Here is a 14,807-nt window from a genome sequence, read left to right as displayed (position 1 = left end):
ATCGCCTCAACACGGATACGGAGGCCAGCGTCTTTGCTTGACATAGGATGACAGTATCGCATGGATACACGTTTGTGTATCCAAAAATGAGGCATGGCCTACCTGGCTCACTGGCGACAGGCCCGCGCACCTGGTCAGCTCGTTTTGTCACCAACGGTCGGCGCGGCCTTCATCCCTGGCGCGTACTTGTAAAGCGTGCTGCGCCCGATCTTGAGCGCCTTGCATATCTCCGACACCGACCGATTGCCGGTCGCCATTGCCTGTATCGCCGCGACCTTTTCCGGCGGCAGGGCAGGGCGGCCACCCTTGCGCCCTCGCGCCCTGGCCGCTTCAAGCCCGGCGTGCGTGCGTTCCACGATCAAGCGCCGCTCAAATTCAGCCAGGGCCGCGAACACATGGAACACCAGACGGCCGGCGGCCGAGCTGGTTTCAATCCGTTCCGTGACGCTCTCAAAGCCGACCCCGGCGGCTTCCAGCTCGCCCACGACCTTGACCAGCTCGGGCAGCGAGCGCCCCAGGCGGTCGAGCCGCCACACGACCAGCACATCACCCTTGCGGGCGAAGGCGAGGGCTTCGGCCAGTCCTGGCCGGGCCGCTTTCGCGCCGCTGGCCGTGTCCGTGAATACCTTCTCGCAGCCGGCGGCCGTCAGGGCGTCCCGCTGCAAGTCCATTCGCTGATCGTCGGTCGATACCCGCGCATAGCCGATCTTCATGTTTTCGTCCATTTATCCGATGAAAGCGCCAGTTTATAGATTTTGTTTTATAGACGCCATTATGGACAGCGAACAGGGCCAAAAGCGCGGCAGGGCAGGGCACCGCCACGAAATCCACAAAACGACCGTTTTCCGACTAACAAGGGCTTGCACGTTTCCTAGAAAACATGCACAATCAACCCTGTTATCTTTATCACCCTATAAGGAGTGAATCATGCAAAGCATGACCATTGAACAGCTTCGCGCCGCGAGCGATGCCGGCGGCGTCGAGGGCGTGACCCTGAAAGGGCAGGGCGGGGCGTTCCTTGTGCAGATCGCCACGCGCAGCGGAGCCGCCGCCTTGCTGGCGAAGGCCCGCAGCAACGAGCCGCGCCGTTTCGGCAATCCCATTGCAGCCTTGAACGTCCTGCGCGACGTAGGCATCACCATCGGCCAGTTCGACGCCAGCGAGTGGAACCCGGCCGAGAAAGAGGAAACCGCCGGCAACCGTGGCCGGGCCGACGCGATGCGCAAGGCGCACCAAGCCGCCGCCTATACGGAATGGCTGGCCGCCGAGATTCAGGAAGCTATCGACGATCCCCGGCCGAGCATCCCGCACGATGAAGTCATGGCGCGGATGGATGCCCGCATTGCACGCCACAAGGCGGCAGGAGCGAAGCGCGCATGAGCTTCGATGCCTTCGCCGCGCTCGCACAGCCCGGCGCTTCTGTCACCGTGCATAACGTCCGGCTGATCGACGTGCAGCAGGCCGAAGGCGGCCATGAGCTGCTGACCATCGAGCACGCCGGCACCACCCGCGAACTGATCGGCGGCGGGCCGTGGAGTCAGGAATACAGCCGCCGCAACGTCGGGAAGTTCGGCTACATCGTGCCGGCGCAGCCCTTCGGCCGGGAGCTGCCGACCGGCGCGTGCTACTTCCGCGACTACATCGACCAGAGCTTGCGCCGAGTGCCCGAGCTGGACAGCAGCGACCGGGCCACCAGTGACGACGGCCGCGCCCTGGAGGTTGTCGGCTGGCGTTGCGATGCCCGGCCGCATGGCTTCCGCGCCCCTGTCGGCATCATCCCCGGCGAGGCCGGCCGCTTCGTGCCCGATGAAACCGTGGCCGTCACGCTGCGCGTGCCGCCGGAGTTCGTGCGCGAGTGCCGGCGCGTGCAGATGACGCCCCAGGAGCTGCTACGCAGCTTCGCGGGCGATCTGGCCGGCATTCAGAACTTCGTCGCGTGCCCGCGTGCAGACGGCTACGGCAGCAACGGCAGCGATGAACGCGAATACGCCGATGCGTGGCTGCATCGAGCGCACGCCATGAACGCTATCGACCTGGACGAGCAGGACGCACGCGAGGCCGAGGCCGAAGAAAAGCAGTTCCAGCGGGACGACTTCGCCGCCTTGCTGGACGATTTCGAGAGCTACGGCGGCAAGGCTGATGACCTGTTCGCGGCCGTTCAGGCGCTTGTCGATAAGCAGGCCGAGACGGACGGCGATTGATCTATGGCGAAGGCAAAAACCCCTTACCGCATCGTATGGCGTCCGATGGCCGAGGCCGATCTAGACAACATCATCGACTACATCGCCCAGGACAACCCGACCAGAGCGGAGACGTTCGGCCAGGAACTGCGCGACAAGACCTTGCCGCTTGCGCAGCATCCGAAGATGGGCCGCACTGGCCGGCCGGGCTTGCCCGCCTTCGTGCGCGAGCTGGTCGCCCATCCGAATTACATCGTGTTCTATCGCGTGCTGGACGACGCCGGCACCGTGGAAATTTTGCGAGTGAAACACGCGGCGCAGCAAATGCCGTGACGTGGTGACAAGCGGATCTCGCCGGCGAGATCTACTTGTCACCAATACCAACCCCGGCGCGCTAACGCCGGATTTTTAGGAGTGGCGAAGATGAACCAGCAACACCAGGACTTTGAAAACGCAGGTATCCCGCAAGACCAGCTCGGCGCTTTCGTGGATGCCTTCTTTGACCAGTTGGAGCCGAAGCCCAGGAAGGGGCGGCCTTGGACGTTCGACCGTTTCAGCGCGGCGTGCGACACGCCCGGCCGGGAGCTGGTGCAAGCCGTGCTCTATCCCGACGACGAGGCCGGTTTCACGCTGTACGCGCGCCAGGGTAGGGCGCTGCATGCCGTCACCTACGAGGGCCGCCCGGTGCGTTTCCGCACGTTCGAGAAGGCGCTTTCGACGCTGGCCGACGTGGCGCACCTTGCGCCGGAAATCATCGTGGATTCGTCCAACTGGCGCGAGGCGACGGGGCCGATGTGAAAAAGAAAGGCCCGACACCGCGCTAACAGTGTCGGGCCGGGGTGCGGCCCCGGAGTGGCGAACTCGAAAGGGCCGCTGACCATCACCAAAACAGGCAAATGACCATGACCAATCTTAGCAAAAATGGCGACCGAGAAACAGCATTTGAATGCGCCATGAATGCCTTGCGCGAGCTGCGCGCACAGCGGGCCGACCGGCCTCAGGTGTTCCTCGTTGAGACGGACGGCAACTTTCTTGGCGAAGTGTCGCCCCTGTCAGATGGCCGATGGATGGCACGGCCCTACGGTCGGAGCTATCCAGATGGTGTCCCTTTCGACACGGCCGACGAAGCCGAAAACTTCATCAGGGAGGGCGCATGAGCCGAACACCACACGACGGCCCACGCGCCATAGGTGACACTAGTCGCGACGAAAGCCGAGCTCGATGCGGTTAAGAAAAAGCTGGTCGCCGCTGAGGCGGAGGTCATTCGACTCAGAGTGGAGGATCCGGCCCGTTCTTCAGGGCTCAGGTGTTGATAGGTTCTGGACATGGCAACGGCCCGATATGGGGGCGTTGCACTTGGAAGTTGAGTCTAAGCAGCAACAGCAACAGCAACAGCAACAGCAACAGCGGAACTCGTTGGTGATTCGCGGGTTGGTCGGCGTCCTATGGATACCTTAGGGAAGGTCTGATCAAAGCGCTCTGATACTTGGATTTCAGCGTCAAGGCGCCAAGTCGACCTCGATATGATCGATTTTGCGCCGTTTCTGAGGCTTTTCGACGGGTTTCCCCGTCCAACAGACGGATTTACCCCGTCGGCAGCAACAGACGTCGCCGTGCCATCCACAGGTTCGACAGCGCAAACAGCGTCAGCACCTGCGCCGTGTTCTTCGCCAAGCCGCGATAGCGCACCTTGGTGTAGCCGAACTGCCGCTTCACCACCCGGAACGGGTGCTCAACCTTCGCCCGCAGGCTGGCCTTGAAGTGCTCCCAGCGCTCGGCGTACTTGCGCTCGCGCTTGTTCTTCAGCGCTCGCAACTTCGAGGGCTTCTCCGCGATCCAGAACGCAGCCTCCACGCCTTGCAGCTCCTCGCGTTTGTCCGCGCCGGTGTAGCCGCTGTCGCCGCAGATCGTATCTTCCTTGCCGTGTAGCAGCTTGTGCACCTGTGTCACGTCATTGACGTTCGCCGCCGTGCACTCCACGTGGTGCACCAGGCCCGATTCCTCGTCCACGCCAATGTGCGCCTTCATCCCGAAGTGCCACTGGTTGCCCTTCTTCGTCTGGTGCATCTCCGGGTCGCGCTTGCCGTCCCTGTTTTTGGTAGAGCTCGGTGCCGCAATGATCGTCGCATCGACGATCGTGCCGGCCTTCAAGCTCTGGCCCTTGCGCGCCAGGTGCGCGTTCACGCGCTCCAGGATCTGCGGCGCCAGATCATGCGTCTCCAGCAGCCGGCGGAAGTTTAGGATCGTCGTCTCGTCCGGGACGTTGTCCAGCCCGCTCAGGCGGGCAAAGCGGCGCATCACCGGCATCTCGTACAGCGCCTCTTCCATGCCCGGGTCGCTCAGCGCGTACCACTGCTGCAGAAAGTGGATGCGCAGCATCGTCGCCAAGGGATACGGCTGCCGGCCGCGCTGGCCCATCTTCGGGTAGTGCGGTGCGATCAGCGCCAGCAATACGTTCCACGGCACAACCTGCTCCATCTCCGCCAGGAAGATCTCGCGCCGCGTCTTCTTCCGCTTGCCCGTGTGTTCCGCGTCCCCGAAGCTCAGCTGCATCGTCGTCATCCGTCGAACCTTGCGCTATTGTCGCCGAGGAATTGTTCAGAGCATCCTTAAGGGTGCGAGCCTGATCCGCCTTCCGCCTTCCGCCTTCCGCCTTCCGCCTTCCGCCTTCCGCCTTCCGCCTTCCGCCTTCCGCCTTTTGCTTTTCGGCTGCCTTTGACGTTCCCTCCCGTAGAGCATGGCTAATGACGGGCGCGGATACCCGAAGGGCGACGCGCAGGAGCACGTCGTTTTTCGCCGGTACATGGATGTGCCGTCGAAAAATGCGCCTGTCAGTGGCGGACCCGCGCGTAGCGCGGGCATGCGTCCGGGTGTGTTTCTTTTGGCTAGCTTTTCTTTGCACAAGCAAAGAAAAGTAGCTCGGGCACCGAAGGGGCACGAAAGCTTTTTGCTTCTGCTCGGGACACCGAGCTTCGAGCCCGGCGCGGGCCAACAAAAAACGGCGCCGGTTGCCCGGCGCCGTCTGTCATGCCTCACACCGGCAGTGCCGGTTCAGGCCGCCTTGCGCGCATCGATCCAGCGGTCAACGCGCTGTTCCAGCAGATCCAGCGGCAGGGCGCCGCCACCGAGCACGGTGTCGTGGAAGCCGCGGATGTCGAATTTGTCACCCAGCTCGCCTTCGGCCTTGGCGCGCAGCTCCAGCAGCTTGTTCATGCCGATTTTGTAGGAGGTGGCCTGGCCCGGCATGATCAGGTAACGGCGCACTTCCGACTCCATCGCCGAGCGCGGGATCGAGCTGTTGGCGGCGAAATAGTCCACCGCCTGCGACTCGGTCCAGCCCTTGGCATGCAGGCCGGTATCCGCCACCAGGCGGATCGCCCGCCACATTTCCGAGGTCAGGCGGCCGTAATCCGAATACGGATCCTGGTAGGTGCCCGGCATTTCCTTGGCCAGACGCTCGGTGTACAAGCCCCAGCCTTCGGCATAGGCACTGAGCACCAGCTGGGTGCGGAACTTGGGCAGGCCACTCAGCTCCTGGGCAATGGACAGCTGCATGTGATGGCCCGGCAATGCTTCATGGTAGGCAATCACTTCCAGCTCGGTCTTCGGCATCGCGCCCATGTCGGACATGTGCATGTAGTAGATGCCCGGACGCGAACCGTCGGCGGTGCCCGGGTAGTAATGCTGGGCCGCACCGGGCTGCTCGCGGAAGGCTTCAACGCGACGCACTTCCAGCGGTGCCTTGGGCAGCAGGCCGAAGTACTCCGGCAGCACCTTGCGGATGTTGTCGATGGCCGCATTGGTGTCGGCCATGTACCTGGCGCGGCCCGCGTCGGTGTTGGCGTACTTCAGCGCCGGGTTGTTGCTGACGTGCTTGAAGAACGCCGGCAGGTCACCTTCCACGCCCAGCTGCTGCTGGATCGCTTCCATCTCGCCGCGGATCCGGGCCACGTCGGCCAGGCCGATCTCGTGGATCTGTTCGGCGCTCAGGTCGGTGGTGGTGTTCTGGCGCAGCTGGTGGCGGTAGTACTCCGCGCCGTTGTGGTCGGCCTGGGTGGTGCCGACGCCGGCCGGGTTGACCAGCGCCTTGGGGGCGGCGGCATCGGCCCAGGCAATGATCTGAGCGTAGGCCGGCTGCACGCTGTCCACCAGCGCGGTGCGGGCCTGGACCTTGAGCTCGTCGGCACGGGCCTGGGTCACGGTGCCGGCGGCGACCAGTGCATCGGCCTTGCGCTGCAGGTCGCCCCACAGCGCGCTGTCGGCACCGGCGCTGTACGGGGCGCCGGTCACCAGCGCGCGCGATTGCTGGGCCACCGCTTCCAGCGCGAAACGCGGTGGCAGGATGCCGGCGGCTTCGGCCTTGCGGGCATGCTCGAGCAGCTGGCCGAAGAAGCGCGGCACTTCATTCAAACGGGCGATGTAGGCCAGGTAATCGGCCTCGCTGTCCACGGTGTGGAAGTTCATCAGCAGCATCGGCAGGGTCGACTGCATGCCGTTCATCTGGTCGAACGCGTACTGGTTCAGGCGGAACGCCTTGCCGTCGCGCTCGTTCTCGTACTGGCGCTTCCACAGTTCCCACGAGGTCCGGGTCTCAGCGTCGAGGCGGTCGAAGTCGAACTGGCTTTCCATCGCCTTGACCGACTTCTCCAGCCAGGCAATGCGCGCGTCGGCACCGGCATCGGAAACGTCATCGAGCGTGTCGTTGAGTTCCTTGCTGCCCTGGAAGCTGAGCATCAGCGGCGAGAACCGCATCCACTCGGCATATTGCGCATCGAACCAGGCATTCAGGCGCTGCGATTCGGCCTGCACCTGTTCGGCGGTAGCGGCTGCCGGCGTCTGCGGGGTGGGGCTGCAGCCGGCCAGGGCGAGTCCCAGGGCCAGGGCGAGTACGGTGCGGGATGCCGACAGGCGCATTGTGTGTTCTCCGGTGCAATCAACGTCGGCGCGTAGTGTGCACCGTGCCCGGACGCGTTCGACAGTGGCGTTTGTCATGGCGGCCGGCCGCTGCAAACGTGGCCGAGCCGGTGGTGATCGGCCGTAGGCTGGAGGTCCCTCCGGATGCGGCCGCCGGGCCCGGCCTGAGGGGATGGATGCGCATGGCCACAGGCAGGCGCTAAGGTACGCACCCTGCAAGCCGCCTCCCGTGCGGCGTGGTTGTGATGATGGGAATGGATCAATTCGACCGTGAGCACCTGTGGCATCCGTACAGTGCGCTGGGTGGGCCGGTGCCGGTGCTCAAGGTGGCGCGCGCCGACGGCGTGCTGCTGCAGCTGGACGATGGCACGCAGCTGATCGACGGCATGGCCTCGTGGTGGTGCGCGGTGCACGGCTACAACCACCCGGTGTTGAACCAGGCGGTGATCGACCAGCTCGGGCGCATGTCGCACGTGATGTTCGGCGGGCTCACCCATGAGCCGGCCATCGCGCTGGGCAAGGCGCTGCTGGAGATCGTGCCGGCCGGGCTGGAGGCGATCTTCTACGCCGACTCCGGTTCGGTGTCGGTGGAAGTGGCACTGAAGATGGCGGTGCAGTACCAGGCCGCGCGCGGCAGGCCCGGCAAGAACAATATCGCCACCACCCGTTCCGGTTATCACGGCGATACCTGGAACGCGATGTCGGTGTGCGATCCGGTGACCGGCATGCATGGCCTGTTCGGCAGCGCGCTGCCGGTGCGCTGTTTCGTGCCGGCGCCACGCACCGCGTTTGATGGCCCGTGGGACCCGGCCGATACCGCGGCGCTGGAGCAGCTGTTCGCAGAACGTGGCGACGAGCTGGCCGCCTTCATCATCGAACCGGTGGTGCAGGGTGCCGGTGGCATGCGTTTCTATCACCCGCAGTATCTGCGCGAACTGCGGCGCCTGTGCGACGTGCATGAGGTGCTGCTGATCTGCGACGAGATCGCCACCGGCTTCGGCCGCAGCGGACGGCTGTTCGCCTGCGAGCACGCCGGTATCAGTCCGGACATCCTGTGCATCGGCAAGGCGCTGACCGGCGGCTACATGACCCTGGCCGCGACGCTGTGCACGCGCGCGGTGGCCGACGGCATCGCCAGCGGTGAGCCGGGGGTGTTCATGCACGGACCGACCTTCATGGCCAATCCGCTGGCCTGCGCGGTGGCGGCGGCTTCGATCCGGCTGCTGCTGGCGCAGGACTGGCAGGGCACGGTTGCGATGATCGAACGCGGCCTGCACGAAGGACTGGCCCCGGCGCGCGCGCTGCCGCAGGTGGCCGAGGTGCGGGTGCTCGGCGCGATCGGCGTGATCGAGTTGAAGGCGCCGCTGCGACTGGAGCGGATCCAGCAGCGCATGCTGGAGGCGGGCATCTGGATCCGCCCGTTCGGCCGGCTGGTGTATGTGATGCCGCCGTATGTGATTGAACCGGCGCAGCTGCAACAGCTGTGCGATGGCATGGTGGCGCTGGTGGCCAGCCTGCAGGAAGAGGATATGCGCGCATGAGCGGCCAGGTGGTTTTCGTCAGCGGCATCGATACCGATATCGGCAAGACCGTGGTCACCGGCTGGCTGGCGCGGCAATGGCTGGAGCGCGGCGAGCGGGTGATCACCCAGAAGCTGGTGCAGACCGGCTGCATCGGTGCGTCCGATGACATCCTCATGCACCGGCGGATCATGGGCACCGGCCTGTTCGAGGAGGATCGGGACGGCAGCACGATGCCGGTGCTGTATGCCTACCCGGCCTCGCCGCACCTGTCGGCGCGACTGGAACAGCGGACGCTGGATTTCGCTGCGATCGAGGCGGCCACCGCACGCCTGCGGCAAGGCTATGACACGGTGCTGGTGGAAGGGGCCGGCGGGCTGATGGTGCCGTTGACCGATACGCTGCTGACCATCGACTACGTCGCGCAACGGGGCTGGCCGGTACTGCTGGTCACCTCCGGGCGGCTGGGCAGCATCAACCACACCCTGCTGTCGCTGGAGGCGCTGGCCGCACGCGGCATCACCCTGCAGGGCGTGGCCTGGAACAGCCGCGATGACGGCAGCGACGAGCTGATCACCGCCGACAGCCGCGAGTTCATCCGCGCGCATGTGGCGCGGCAGTTTCCGCAGGCGGCGTGGTACGAGGTGCCGCGTCTGGATCTGGCCTGAGGGCGATGCTTGCAGCGGCAAGCAGATTTGCCAGCGGGGGCTTTGCTGGGTATATGGAATAGTCATCCAAGTGGAAGGAGTCCCCGATGACGTTCTCGTTTCCCGCGTTCCATGAGCAGATCCTGCCGGGGGCGCATAGCGTCGAAGCCGTCGAGGCGGCGCTGCGCAAGGTCGGCTGGCAGAACATCCAGCGCCAGGGCGATACCGTGATCTGCCGGATCGGCATGAACCTGTATTCGTTCGGCGAAACCCTGGATATCGCGCTGGCGCCGGGCTACGCGGTCCTGCGCAGTGCCTGCATATTGCCGACCCAATGCCTGGACTGGGGCAAGAACCGCCGCAATATCGAAAAGCTGGTAGCGATACTGCGCGGTTGAATGCGCGCCGGCGACGCACGCTGGGGAGTGTGATTACGCCGTAGAATCGGCTTCCTGACGATTCGGGAGGCGACATGAGCATTCTGGGGTTCATCAAGAAGGAACTGATCGAGATCATCAAGTGGACCGATGACTCGCGTGACACCTTGTCCTACCGCTGGCCGGATGACGACCGCCAGATCAAGAACGGCGCGCAGCTGATCGTGCGCGAATCGCAGATGGTGCAGTTCGTCGCCGCCGGCCAGTACGCCGACCTGTTCGGGCCCGGCAAGCACACCCTCAGCACCCGGAACATCCCGGTGCTGTCGACCATCCTGGGCTGGAAGTACGGCTTCGAATCGCCGTTCAAGTGCGATGTCTACTACCTCAACACGCGCCTGTTCACCGGCAACAAGTGGGGCACGTCCAATCCGGTGATGATGCGCGACCCCGATTTCGGCGTGGTGCGCCTGCGCGCGTTCGGCACCTACGATTTCCGCATCGTCGATCCGCCGAAGTTCCTCAAGGAAGTGGCCGGCACTGACCAGAATTTCCGCCTGGACGAGTTCGCCGACACCATGCGTTCGCGCATCGTCAGCGTGTTCACCGAGGCGCTGGCCAAGGCGGGCGTGCCGGCACTGGATGTGGCCATGCGCTACTCCGAACTGGGCCAGGCGCTGCTGCCGATCATCAACCCGGCGATGAGTGGCAAGTACGGCATCGAGATCACCAGCTTCGTGCTGGAGAACGTGTCGGTGCCGCCGGAGGTGGAGCAGGCCATCGACAAGCGCTCCAGCATTGGCGTGATCGGCAACCTCAACGACTACGTCAAATACCAGATGGGCCATGGCATGGGCGAGGGCGGCGAAGGCGCGGCCGCCGCCGCGGTGCCGGCGCAGATGGCGGTCGGCTTCGGCATCGCCCAGGAAATGATGCGCGGCATGCAGAGCAACGCTCCGGCGGCGCCGGCCGCTGCGCCGCCGCCGTTGCCGGTGGCCGATGCCGCCCCGGCACTGGACGTGCTCACCCCGGAGCAGGCGGCGCAGGCGCTGTCGGTCTCGGTGGAGGACGTGATGGCCGCCATCGCCGCCGGTGACCTGAAGGCGCGCAAGATCGGCAACGCCACCCGCATCGCCCGTTCCGCACTTGAAGCGTTCCTGCACGGCTGATGGGCAAGGTCACCGTCGGCAAGCATCCCTGCCCGGAATGTGGCGGGGATCTGCAATGGAGTGCGGCCAAGCAGGCGCTGGCCTGTCCGTACTGTGGCACCATTGTGCCGTTGTCCGGCGCGGTGCCGGGCGCCGGTGACGGCAGTGCCGGCGTGGTCGAACTGGACCTGCTGGAAGCCCTGGCGAAGATGCAGGAACAGCAAGCTGCCTCGCCACCACCATTGCCGGGTGCCGATGCATCGCCGGGCGGTGTACTCGGCCTGCTGCAGAGCATGGCCGGCACCCCGGCGACGCAGCGTGGTTACGGCGCGCAGCCGCGCGAGGTGCAGTGCCAGAGTTGCCATGCGATCTCGGTGTTTGTCGACGGCAAGGTCGCCGACCGCTGCGAGTTCTGCGGTTCGCCGTCGATCATCGCCCACGAGGCGCTGGGCGATGCCATCACTCCGCAAAGCCTGTTGCCGTTCCGCATCAGCGATGGCCAGGTGCGCGATGCGATCCGAAAGTGGTACGGCAACCGCTGGTTCGCGCCGAACCGGCTGAAAACCGCGGCGCTGACCGACACGCTCAAGGGCATGTACCTGCCGTACTGGACCTTCGATGCCCAGGTGGCCGCACGCTGGACCGCCGAGGCCGGCTATTACTACTACGTGACCGTGCAGTACCGCGATGCGCAGGGCAACACGCAGAGCCGGCAGGAGCGACGCATCCGCTGGGAGCCGGCCGCCGGTTCGCTGCAGCACTTCTTCGACGATGAGCTGGTGCCCGGCACGGTCGGCGTGCATCCGGAACTGCTGCAGAAGATCGGCAGCTTCCCCACCCGCAGCGACCTGACGCCGTATTCGCCGGAGTTCGTGCGCGGCTGGACAGTGGAGCGCTACCAGGTCGACCTGCGCCAGGCTGCGCAGCAGGGCGAGGCGCAGATGCAGGCGCAGACGCGCGCACTGTGCGCCGAACAGGTGCCCGGCGACATCCAGCGCAATCTGCAGGTGCGTGCCGATTACAGTGCTCGCACGTTCAAACACATCCTGGTGCCGGTGTGGCTGGTCAGCTACACCTTCGGTTCGCGCAGCTACCAGATACTGGGCAACGGCTATACCGGCGAGATCGCCGGTGAACGGCCGTACAGCGCATGGAAAATCTTCTTCGCGGTGATGGCCGGTGTGATGGCCCTTCTGGTGCTGCTGTATCTGTTCGGCAACCTGTAGCCCGCCACGGCAAACGCTGCCGCCCGTGCTGGGCTTGAAATTCCGCATGCTGCCCCCATCTCTTGCTGCTGGAGCAATTACGTAACAGGGAGGCTTATGGAAGCCGATACGACTGGATGGGTCCAGTGCATGAAATGCAACGCGGTGTACGAGCCGGTGATCAGGGTGCTTGAGCGGGTCTGCCCGCAGTGCCTGTCGATCAAGACCATGCCGATGGACGTGGTTACCCCGGCCCGCAGCGGCTGAGCGCCGACACCCGTCACCTCGCAAGGCCAGGCATCGCCTGGCTTTTTTGTTGCCGGTGACGCTGCGGATGCCGGTCAGGGACATGAACGGGGGCTTTGCCGGAATTGGCGGCTTGGCGTTCATCACGAACCGCCCGATATCGCGCAAAGCCCCTGTACGCCAGCGTTTGCGCGTTGCATGGGCGTTTCGCCGGTAACCGCAATTGATCCGGATCAACCCTGTTCATCGACGGCCTTGGGACAATGCGCACGCTCCCGGCAAGGCAGGTCGCATGAAAAAGCTCACAAAACTGGTGTTGGTGGTGGTTGCCGGTACGGCTGCCGCCTATGGCATCGCCCGCTCCACGCCTTTGTGGTTCGCCTCGCGGCAGGACGCCTAGGTCGATATCCACGATCCGGCGCTGATCAAGCGTGGCGAATATCTCTCGCGCGTGGCCGACTGTGCGGCTTGTCATACCGCCCCCGGCGGCAAGGCGTTTGCCGGTGGTCTGGGCATGCAGACGCCGATGGGCACGATCTATTCGACCAATATCACCCCGGACGGGAAGACCGGTATCGGCGGCTACGACTACGCCGATTTCGAACGGGCGGTGCGCCGCGGCATCCGTGCCGATGGCCAGCCGCTGTACCCGGCGATGCCGTATGTGTCCTACATGATCAGCTCCGATGAGGAGATCAAGGCGCTGTACGCCTACTTCATGTCGGCGGTGGCACCGGTGGAGCAGGGCAACCCGGCCACCACGATTCCGTGGCCGGCGAGCATGCGTTGGCCGTTGTCGTACTGGCAGCTGATGTTCGCCCGTCCGCGCCAGCACCAGGTTGATCCGGCGCTGGATGCCAGCGCGCAGCGCGGCGCCTATCTGGTGGAAGGCTTCGCCCATTGCGGCGCCTGCCATACCCCGCGTGGGCTGGCGTTCCAGGAGAAGGCGCTGGCCGATGATGGCGGCCGCCAGTTCCTGTCCGGCTCGGTGCTGGAAGGCTGGTATGCCAAGAGCCTGCGCAATGAGGACATCGGCCTGTCGACGTGGAGCGAGGACGAGATCGTCCAGTTCCTGCGCACCGGCCGCAACGACCGCACCGCGGCCTTCGGCGGCATGGCCGATGTGGTCCAGCACAGCACGCAATACATGAGCGCCGAGGATCTGCAGGCGATGGCGCATTACCTCAAGCAGCTGCCGGCCCGCGACGGCCGCGCGGCGCAGTGGACGCCGCGTGCCGATACCACCACCGCGCAGCTGCGTGCCGGCGATTACAGCCAGCCCGGCGCACTGGGCTACTCGGAGCACTGCCAGGCCTGTCACCGTGCCGACGGCAAGGGCGCACCGCGCGTCTACCCGGCGCTGGCCGGCAACTCGATCGTGTTCTCCGATGATCCCAGCTCGCTGATCCAGGTGACCCTGGCCGGTGGCCGCACACCGGATACGGTGCATGACCGCATGGCCTTCACCATGCCCGGCTTCGCCCACATTCCCAATCGCGAACTGGCCGACATCCTGACCTTCATCCGCAACAGCTGGGGCAACCACGCCAGCGAGGTGACGGCCAACGACATCGCCCGCATGCGGCGGGTGGTCGAACACAAACCCGTGCACTACGTTCCCGCGGAGGCTGCGCAATGAACAAGTCGTGGATGATTGCCGGTGCCGCGCTGCTGCTGGCCGGCGTGGGCGGTGCCTGGGGCTGGCATGCCTATACGCACCCGGATCTGGATGCACCCGCACCGGTGCCGATGGACGTGCTGGACAAGGAGGGCAAGCTGCTGGGCCATCACCTGCCGCCCAGCGCCGACGAGATCGCCGGGCTGCCCAACGCCGAACAGGTGATGCTGGGGCGGCGGCTGCTCAATGAAACCGCGCGGCTGCTGCCGGACAACGTCGGCAACGGCCTGAACTGCAACTCCTGCCACATGGCCAACGGCCGCGAGCCGCTGCGCAACCATTACCTCAACACCGGTGGCAACTACCCGCGCTACATGCCGCGTCCGGGCAAGGAGATCGACCTGACCGAGCGCATCAACGGCTGCTTCATGCGTTCGATGAACGGCAAGAAGCTGCCGGTGGATTCGCCGGAAATGCAAGGCATGCTCGCCTACATGCACTGGCTCGGCGACGGCATGCCCAAGGGCTCCAAGGTTGCCGGCCGCACCGAAGGGCCGATCGATACGTCGCTGGTACCCGATCCGGTGCGCGGCGAGCAGATCTACGCGCGCAGTGCGCGTCCTGCCACGGCAACAACGGCGAAGGCATGAAGGACCAGTTCGGCGACTACATCTTCCCGCCGCTGTGGGGCGATGACTCCTTCAACATCGGCGCCGGCATGGCCCGGCTGTACAAGGCCGCGGCCTTCGTCAAGCACAACATGCCGCTGGCGGTCACCTACGAGCCGCCCTACGGGCAGACGCTGCTGCCGGACCAAGACGCGGTCGACGTGGCCGAGTACTTCATCAAGCAGCCGCGCCCCGATTTCGCCGGCAAGGCCAACGACTGGCTGCACGACAAGAAACCCAAAGACGCACGTTACTGATAGAGCCGTAGGCACATAGGAGTACAG

At 65.1% G+C, this 14,807-nt stretch carries 15 protein-coding genes and 1 pseudogene; 13 read left to right on the top strand and 3 right to left on the bottom strand.

From position 1 onward, the window contains the following. Positions 1-134: 134 nt before the first annotated feature. Positions 135-713 (bottom strand): recombinase family protein, encoded by a 579-nt coding sequence (locus ACSBPQ_RS13555; RefSeq protein ID WP_442682626.1) that lies wholly within the window; start codon positions 711-713, stop codon positions 135-137. A gap of 223 nt (positions 714-936) precedes the next feature. Here ACSBPQ_RS13555 and relB point away from each other — a divergent pair, with 223 nt between their 5' ends. From relB to ACSBPQ_RS13530, 5 genes are all read left to right on the top strand, one after another. Beyond that, the gene (gene relB / locus ACSBPQ_RS13550; RefSeq protein ID WP_256497103.1) at positions 937-1,380 is read left to right on the top strand and encodes a type II toxin-antitoxin system RelB family antitoxin; all 444 of its coding nucleotides are present in this window, start codon (positions 937-939) and stop codon (positions 1,378-1,380) included. Continuing rightward, a complete protein-coding gene (locus tag ACSBPQ_RS13545; protein ID WP_256497100.1) occupies positions 1,377-2,201 on the top strand; it encodes a hypothetical protein in 825 nt (274 codons plus the stop codon). The genes relB and ACSBPQ_RS13545 overlap by 4 nt, the downstream gene beginning before the upstream one ends. Before the next feature lie 3 nt (positions 2,202-2,204). Next, a complete protein-coding gene (locus ACSBPQ_RS13540; protein WP_256497099.1) occupies positions 2,205-2,513 on the top strand; it encodes a type II toxin-antitoxin system RelE/ParE family toxin in 309 nt (102 codons plus the stop codon). A gap of 90 nt (positions 2,514-2,603) precedes the next feature. Continuing rightward, positions 2,604-2,978, top strand: coding sequence for a hypothetical protein (locus tag ACSBPQ_RS13535; RefSeq protein WP_256497098.1), 375 nt, complete (start codon positions 2,604-2,606; stop codon positions 2,976-2,978). A 104-nt stretch (positions 2,979-3,082) separates the two neighbouring features. Further along, entirely contained in the window at positions 3,083-3,337 is a 255-nt protein-coding gene (locus ACSBPQ_RS13530) for a hypothetical protein (RefSeq protein WP_442682625.1), read from the top strand. A gap of 427 nt (positions 3,338-3,764) precedes the next feature. Here the strand turns inward: ACSBPQ_RS13530 and ACSBPQ_RS13525 are convergent, their stop codons facing one another. Then, positions 3,765-4,733: an IS5 family transposase gene (locus tag ACSBPQ_RS13525; RefSeq protein ID WP_119163206.1), complete on the bottom strand. Its 969-nt coding sequence runs from the start codon at positions 4,731-4,733 to the stop codon at positions 3,765-3,767. 498 nt (positions 4,734-5,231) lie between these two features. After that, positions 5,232-7,094: a DUF885 domain-containing protein gene (locus tag ACSBPQ_RS13520; RefSeq protein WP_442682624.1), complete on the bottom strand. Its 1,863-nt coding sequence runs from the start codon at positions 7,092-7,094 to the stop codon at positions 5,232-5,234. A gap of 254 nt (positions 7,095-7,348) precedes the next feature. Here ACSBPQ_RS13520 and bioA point away from each other — a divergent pair, with 254 nt between their 5' ends. From bioA to ACSBPQ_RS13480, 8 genes and pseudogenes are all read left to right on the top strand, one after another. After that, positions 7,349-8,635 (top strand): adenosylmethionine--8-amino-7-oxononanoate transaminase, encoded by a 1,287-nt coding sequence (bioA, locus tag ACSBPQ_RS13515; RefSeq protein WP_442682623.1) that lies wholly within the window; start codon positions 7,349-7,351, stop codon positions 8,633-8,635. Beyond that, the gene (gene bioD, locus ACSBPQ_RS13510; protein ID WP_442682622.1) at positions 8,632-9,282 is read left to right on the top strand and encodes a dethiobiotin synthase; all 651 of its coding nucleotides are present in this window, start codon (positions 8,632-8,634) and stop codon (positions 9,280-9,282) included. Before bioA ends, bioD begins: the two co-directional genes overlap by 4 nt. Positions 9,283-9,368: 86 nt before the next feature. After that, a complete protein-coding gene (locus ACSBPQ_RS13505; RefSeq protein WP_442682621.1) occupies positions 9,369-9,659 on the top strand; it encodes a hypothetical protein in 291 nt (96 codons plus the stop codon). 74 nt (positions 9,660-9,733) lie between these two features. Beyond that, on the top strand, positions 9,734-10,807 hold the full coding sequence (locus ACSBPQ_RS13500) for an SPFH domain-containing protein (RefSeq protein ID WP_442682620.1): 1,074 nt from the start codon (positions 9,734-9,736) through the stop codon (positions 10,805-10,807). Then, a complete protein-coding gene (locus ACSBPQ_RS13495) occupies positions 10,807-12,012 on the top strand; it encodes a hypothetical protein (RefSeq protein WP_442682619.1) in 1,206 nt (401 codons plus the stop codon). The genes ACSBPQ_RS13500 and ACSBPQ_RS13495 overlap by 1 nt, the downstream gene beginning before the upstream one ends. Positions 12,013-12,529: 517 nt before the next feature. Further along, a pseudogene (locus ACSBPQ_RS13490) lies at positions 12,530-13,876 on the top strand (c-type cytochrome). Then, positions 13,873-14,505, top strand: coding sequence for a c-type cytochrome (locus ACSBPQ_RS13485; protein ID WP_442682618.1), 633 nt, complete (start codon positions 13,873-13,875; stop codon positions 14,503-14,505). Before ACSBPQ_RS13490 ends, ACSBPQ_RS13485 begins: the two are co-directional and overlap by 4 nt. Continuing rightward, positions 14,502-14,780, top strand: a complete 279-nt coding sequence (locus ACSBPQ_RS13480; RefSeq protein ID WP_442682617.1) for a c-type cytochrome — start codon at positions 14,502-14,504, stop codon at positions 14,778-14,780. Before ACSBPQ_RS13485 ends, ACSBPQ_RS13480 begins: the two co-directional genes overlap by 4 nt. Positions 14,781-14,807: the final 27 nt, after the last annotated feature.

Source organism: Stenotrophomonas sp. JC08 (assembly GCF_052180205.1).
Lineage (GTDB): Bacteria > Pseudomonadota > Gammaproteobacteria > Xanthomonadales > Xanthomonadaceae > Stenotrophomonas.
The sequence above is the reverse complement of the archived record's forward strand: the minus strand, read 5'-3'. Positions and strand labels throughout refer to the sequence as shown.

What these genes read in the sequence shown, in the direction of transcription:
- relB (WP_256497103.1), top strand. Translation starts at nt 937, where the DNA reads ATGACCATTGAACAGCTTCGCGCCGCGAGCGATGCCGGCGGCGTCGAG.
- ACSBPQ_RS13520 (WP_442682624.1), bottom strand. Translation starts at nt 7,094, where the DNA reads ATGCGCCTGTCGGCATCCCGCACCGTACTCGCCCTGGCCCTGGGACTC.
- bioD (WP_442682622.1), top strand. Translation starts at nt 8,632, where the DNA reads ATGAGCGGCCAGGTGGTTTTCGTCAGCGGCATCGATACCGATATCGGC.
- ACSBPQ_RS13525 (WP_119163206.1), bottom strand. Translation starts at nt 4,733, where the DNA reads ATGCAGCTGAGCTTCGGGGACGCGGAACACACGGGCAAGCGGAAGAAG.
- ACSBPQ_RS13545 (WP_256497100.1), top strand. Translation starts at nt 1,377, where the DNA reads ATGAGCTTCGATGCCTTCGCCGCGCTCGCACAGCCCGGCGCTTCTGTC.
- ACSBPQ_RS13485 (WP_442682618.1), top strand. Translation starts at nt 13,873, where the DNA reads ATGAACAAGTCGTGGATGATTGCCGGTGCCGCGCTGCTGCTGGCCGGC.
- ACSBPQ_RS13480 (WP_442682617.1), top strand. Translation starts at nt 14,502, where the DNA reads ATGAAGGACCAGTTCGGCGACTACATCTTCCCGCCGCTGTGGGGCGAT.
- ACSBPQ_RS13505 (WP_442682621.1), top strand. Translation starts at nt 9,369, where the DNA reads ATGACGTTCTCGTTTCCCGCGTTCCATGAGCAGATCCTGCCGGGGGCG.
- ACSBPQ_RS13535 (WP_256497098.1), top strand. Translation starts at nt 2,604, where the DNA reads ATGAACCAGCAACACCAGGACTTTGAAAACGCAGGTATCCCGCAAGAC.
- bioA (WP_442682623.1), top strand. Translation starts at nt 7,349, where the DNA reads ATGGATCAATTCGACCGTGAGCACCTGTGGCATCCGTACAGTGCGCTG.
- ACSBPQ_RS13495 (WP_442682619.1), top strand. Translation starts at nt 10,807, where the DNA reads ATGGGCAAGGTCACCGTCGGCAAGCATCCCTGCCCGGAATGTGGCGGG.
- ACSBPQ_RS13555 (WP_442682626.1), bottom strand. Translation starts at nt 713, where the DNA reads ATGAAGATCGGCTATGCGCGGGTATCGACCGACGATCAGCGAATGGAC.
- ACSBPQ_RS13530 (WP_442682625.1), top strand. Translation starts at nt 3,083, where the DNA reads ATGACCAATCTTAGCAAAAATGGCGACCGAGAAACAGCATTTGAATGC.
- ACSBPQ_RS13500 (WP_442682620.1), top strand. Translation starts at nt 9,734, where the DNA reads ATGAGCATTCTGGGGTTCATCAAGAAGGAACTGATCGAGATCATCAAG.
- ACSBPQ_RS13540 (WP_256497099.1), top strand. Translation starts at nt 2,205, where the DNA reads ATGGCGAAGGCAAAAACCCCTTACCGCATCGTATGGCGTCCGATGGCC.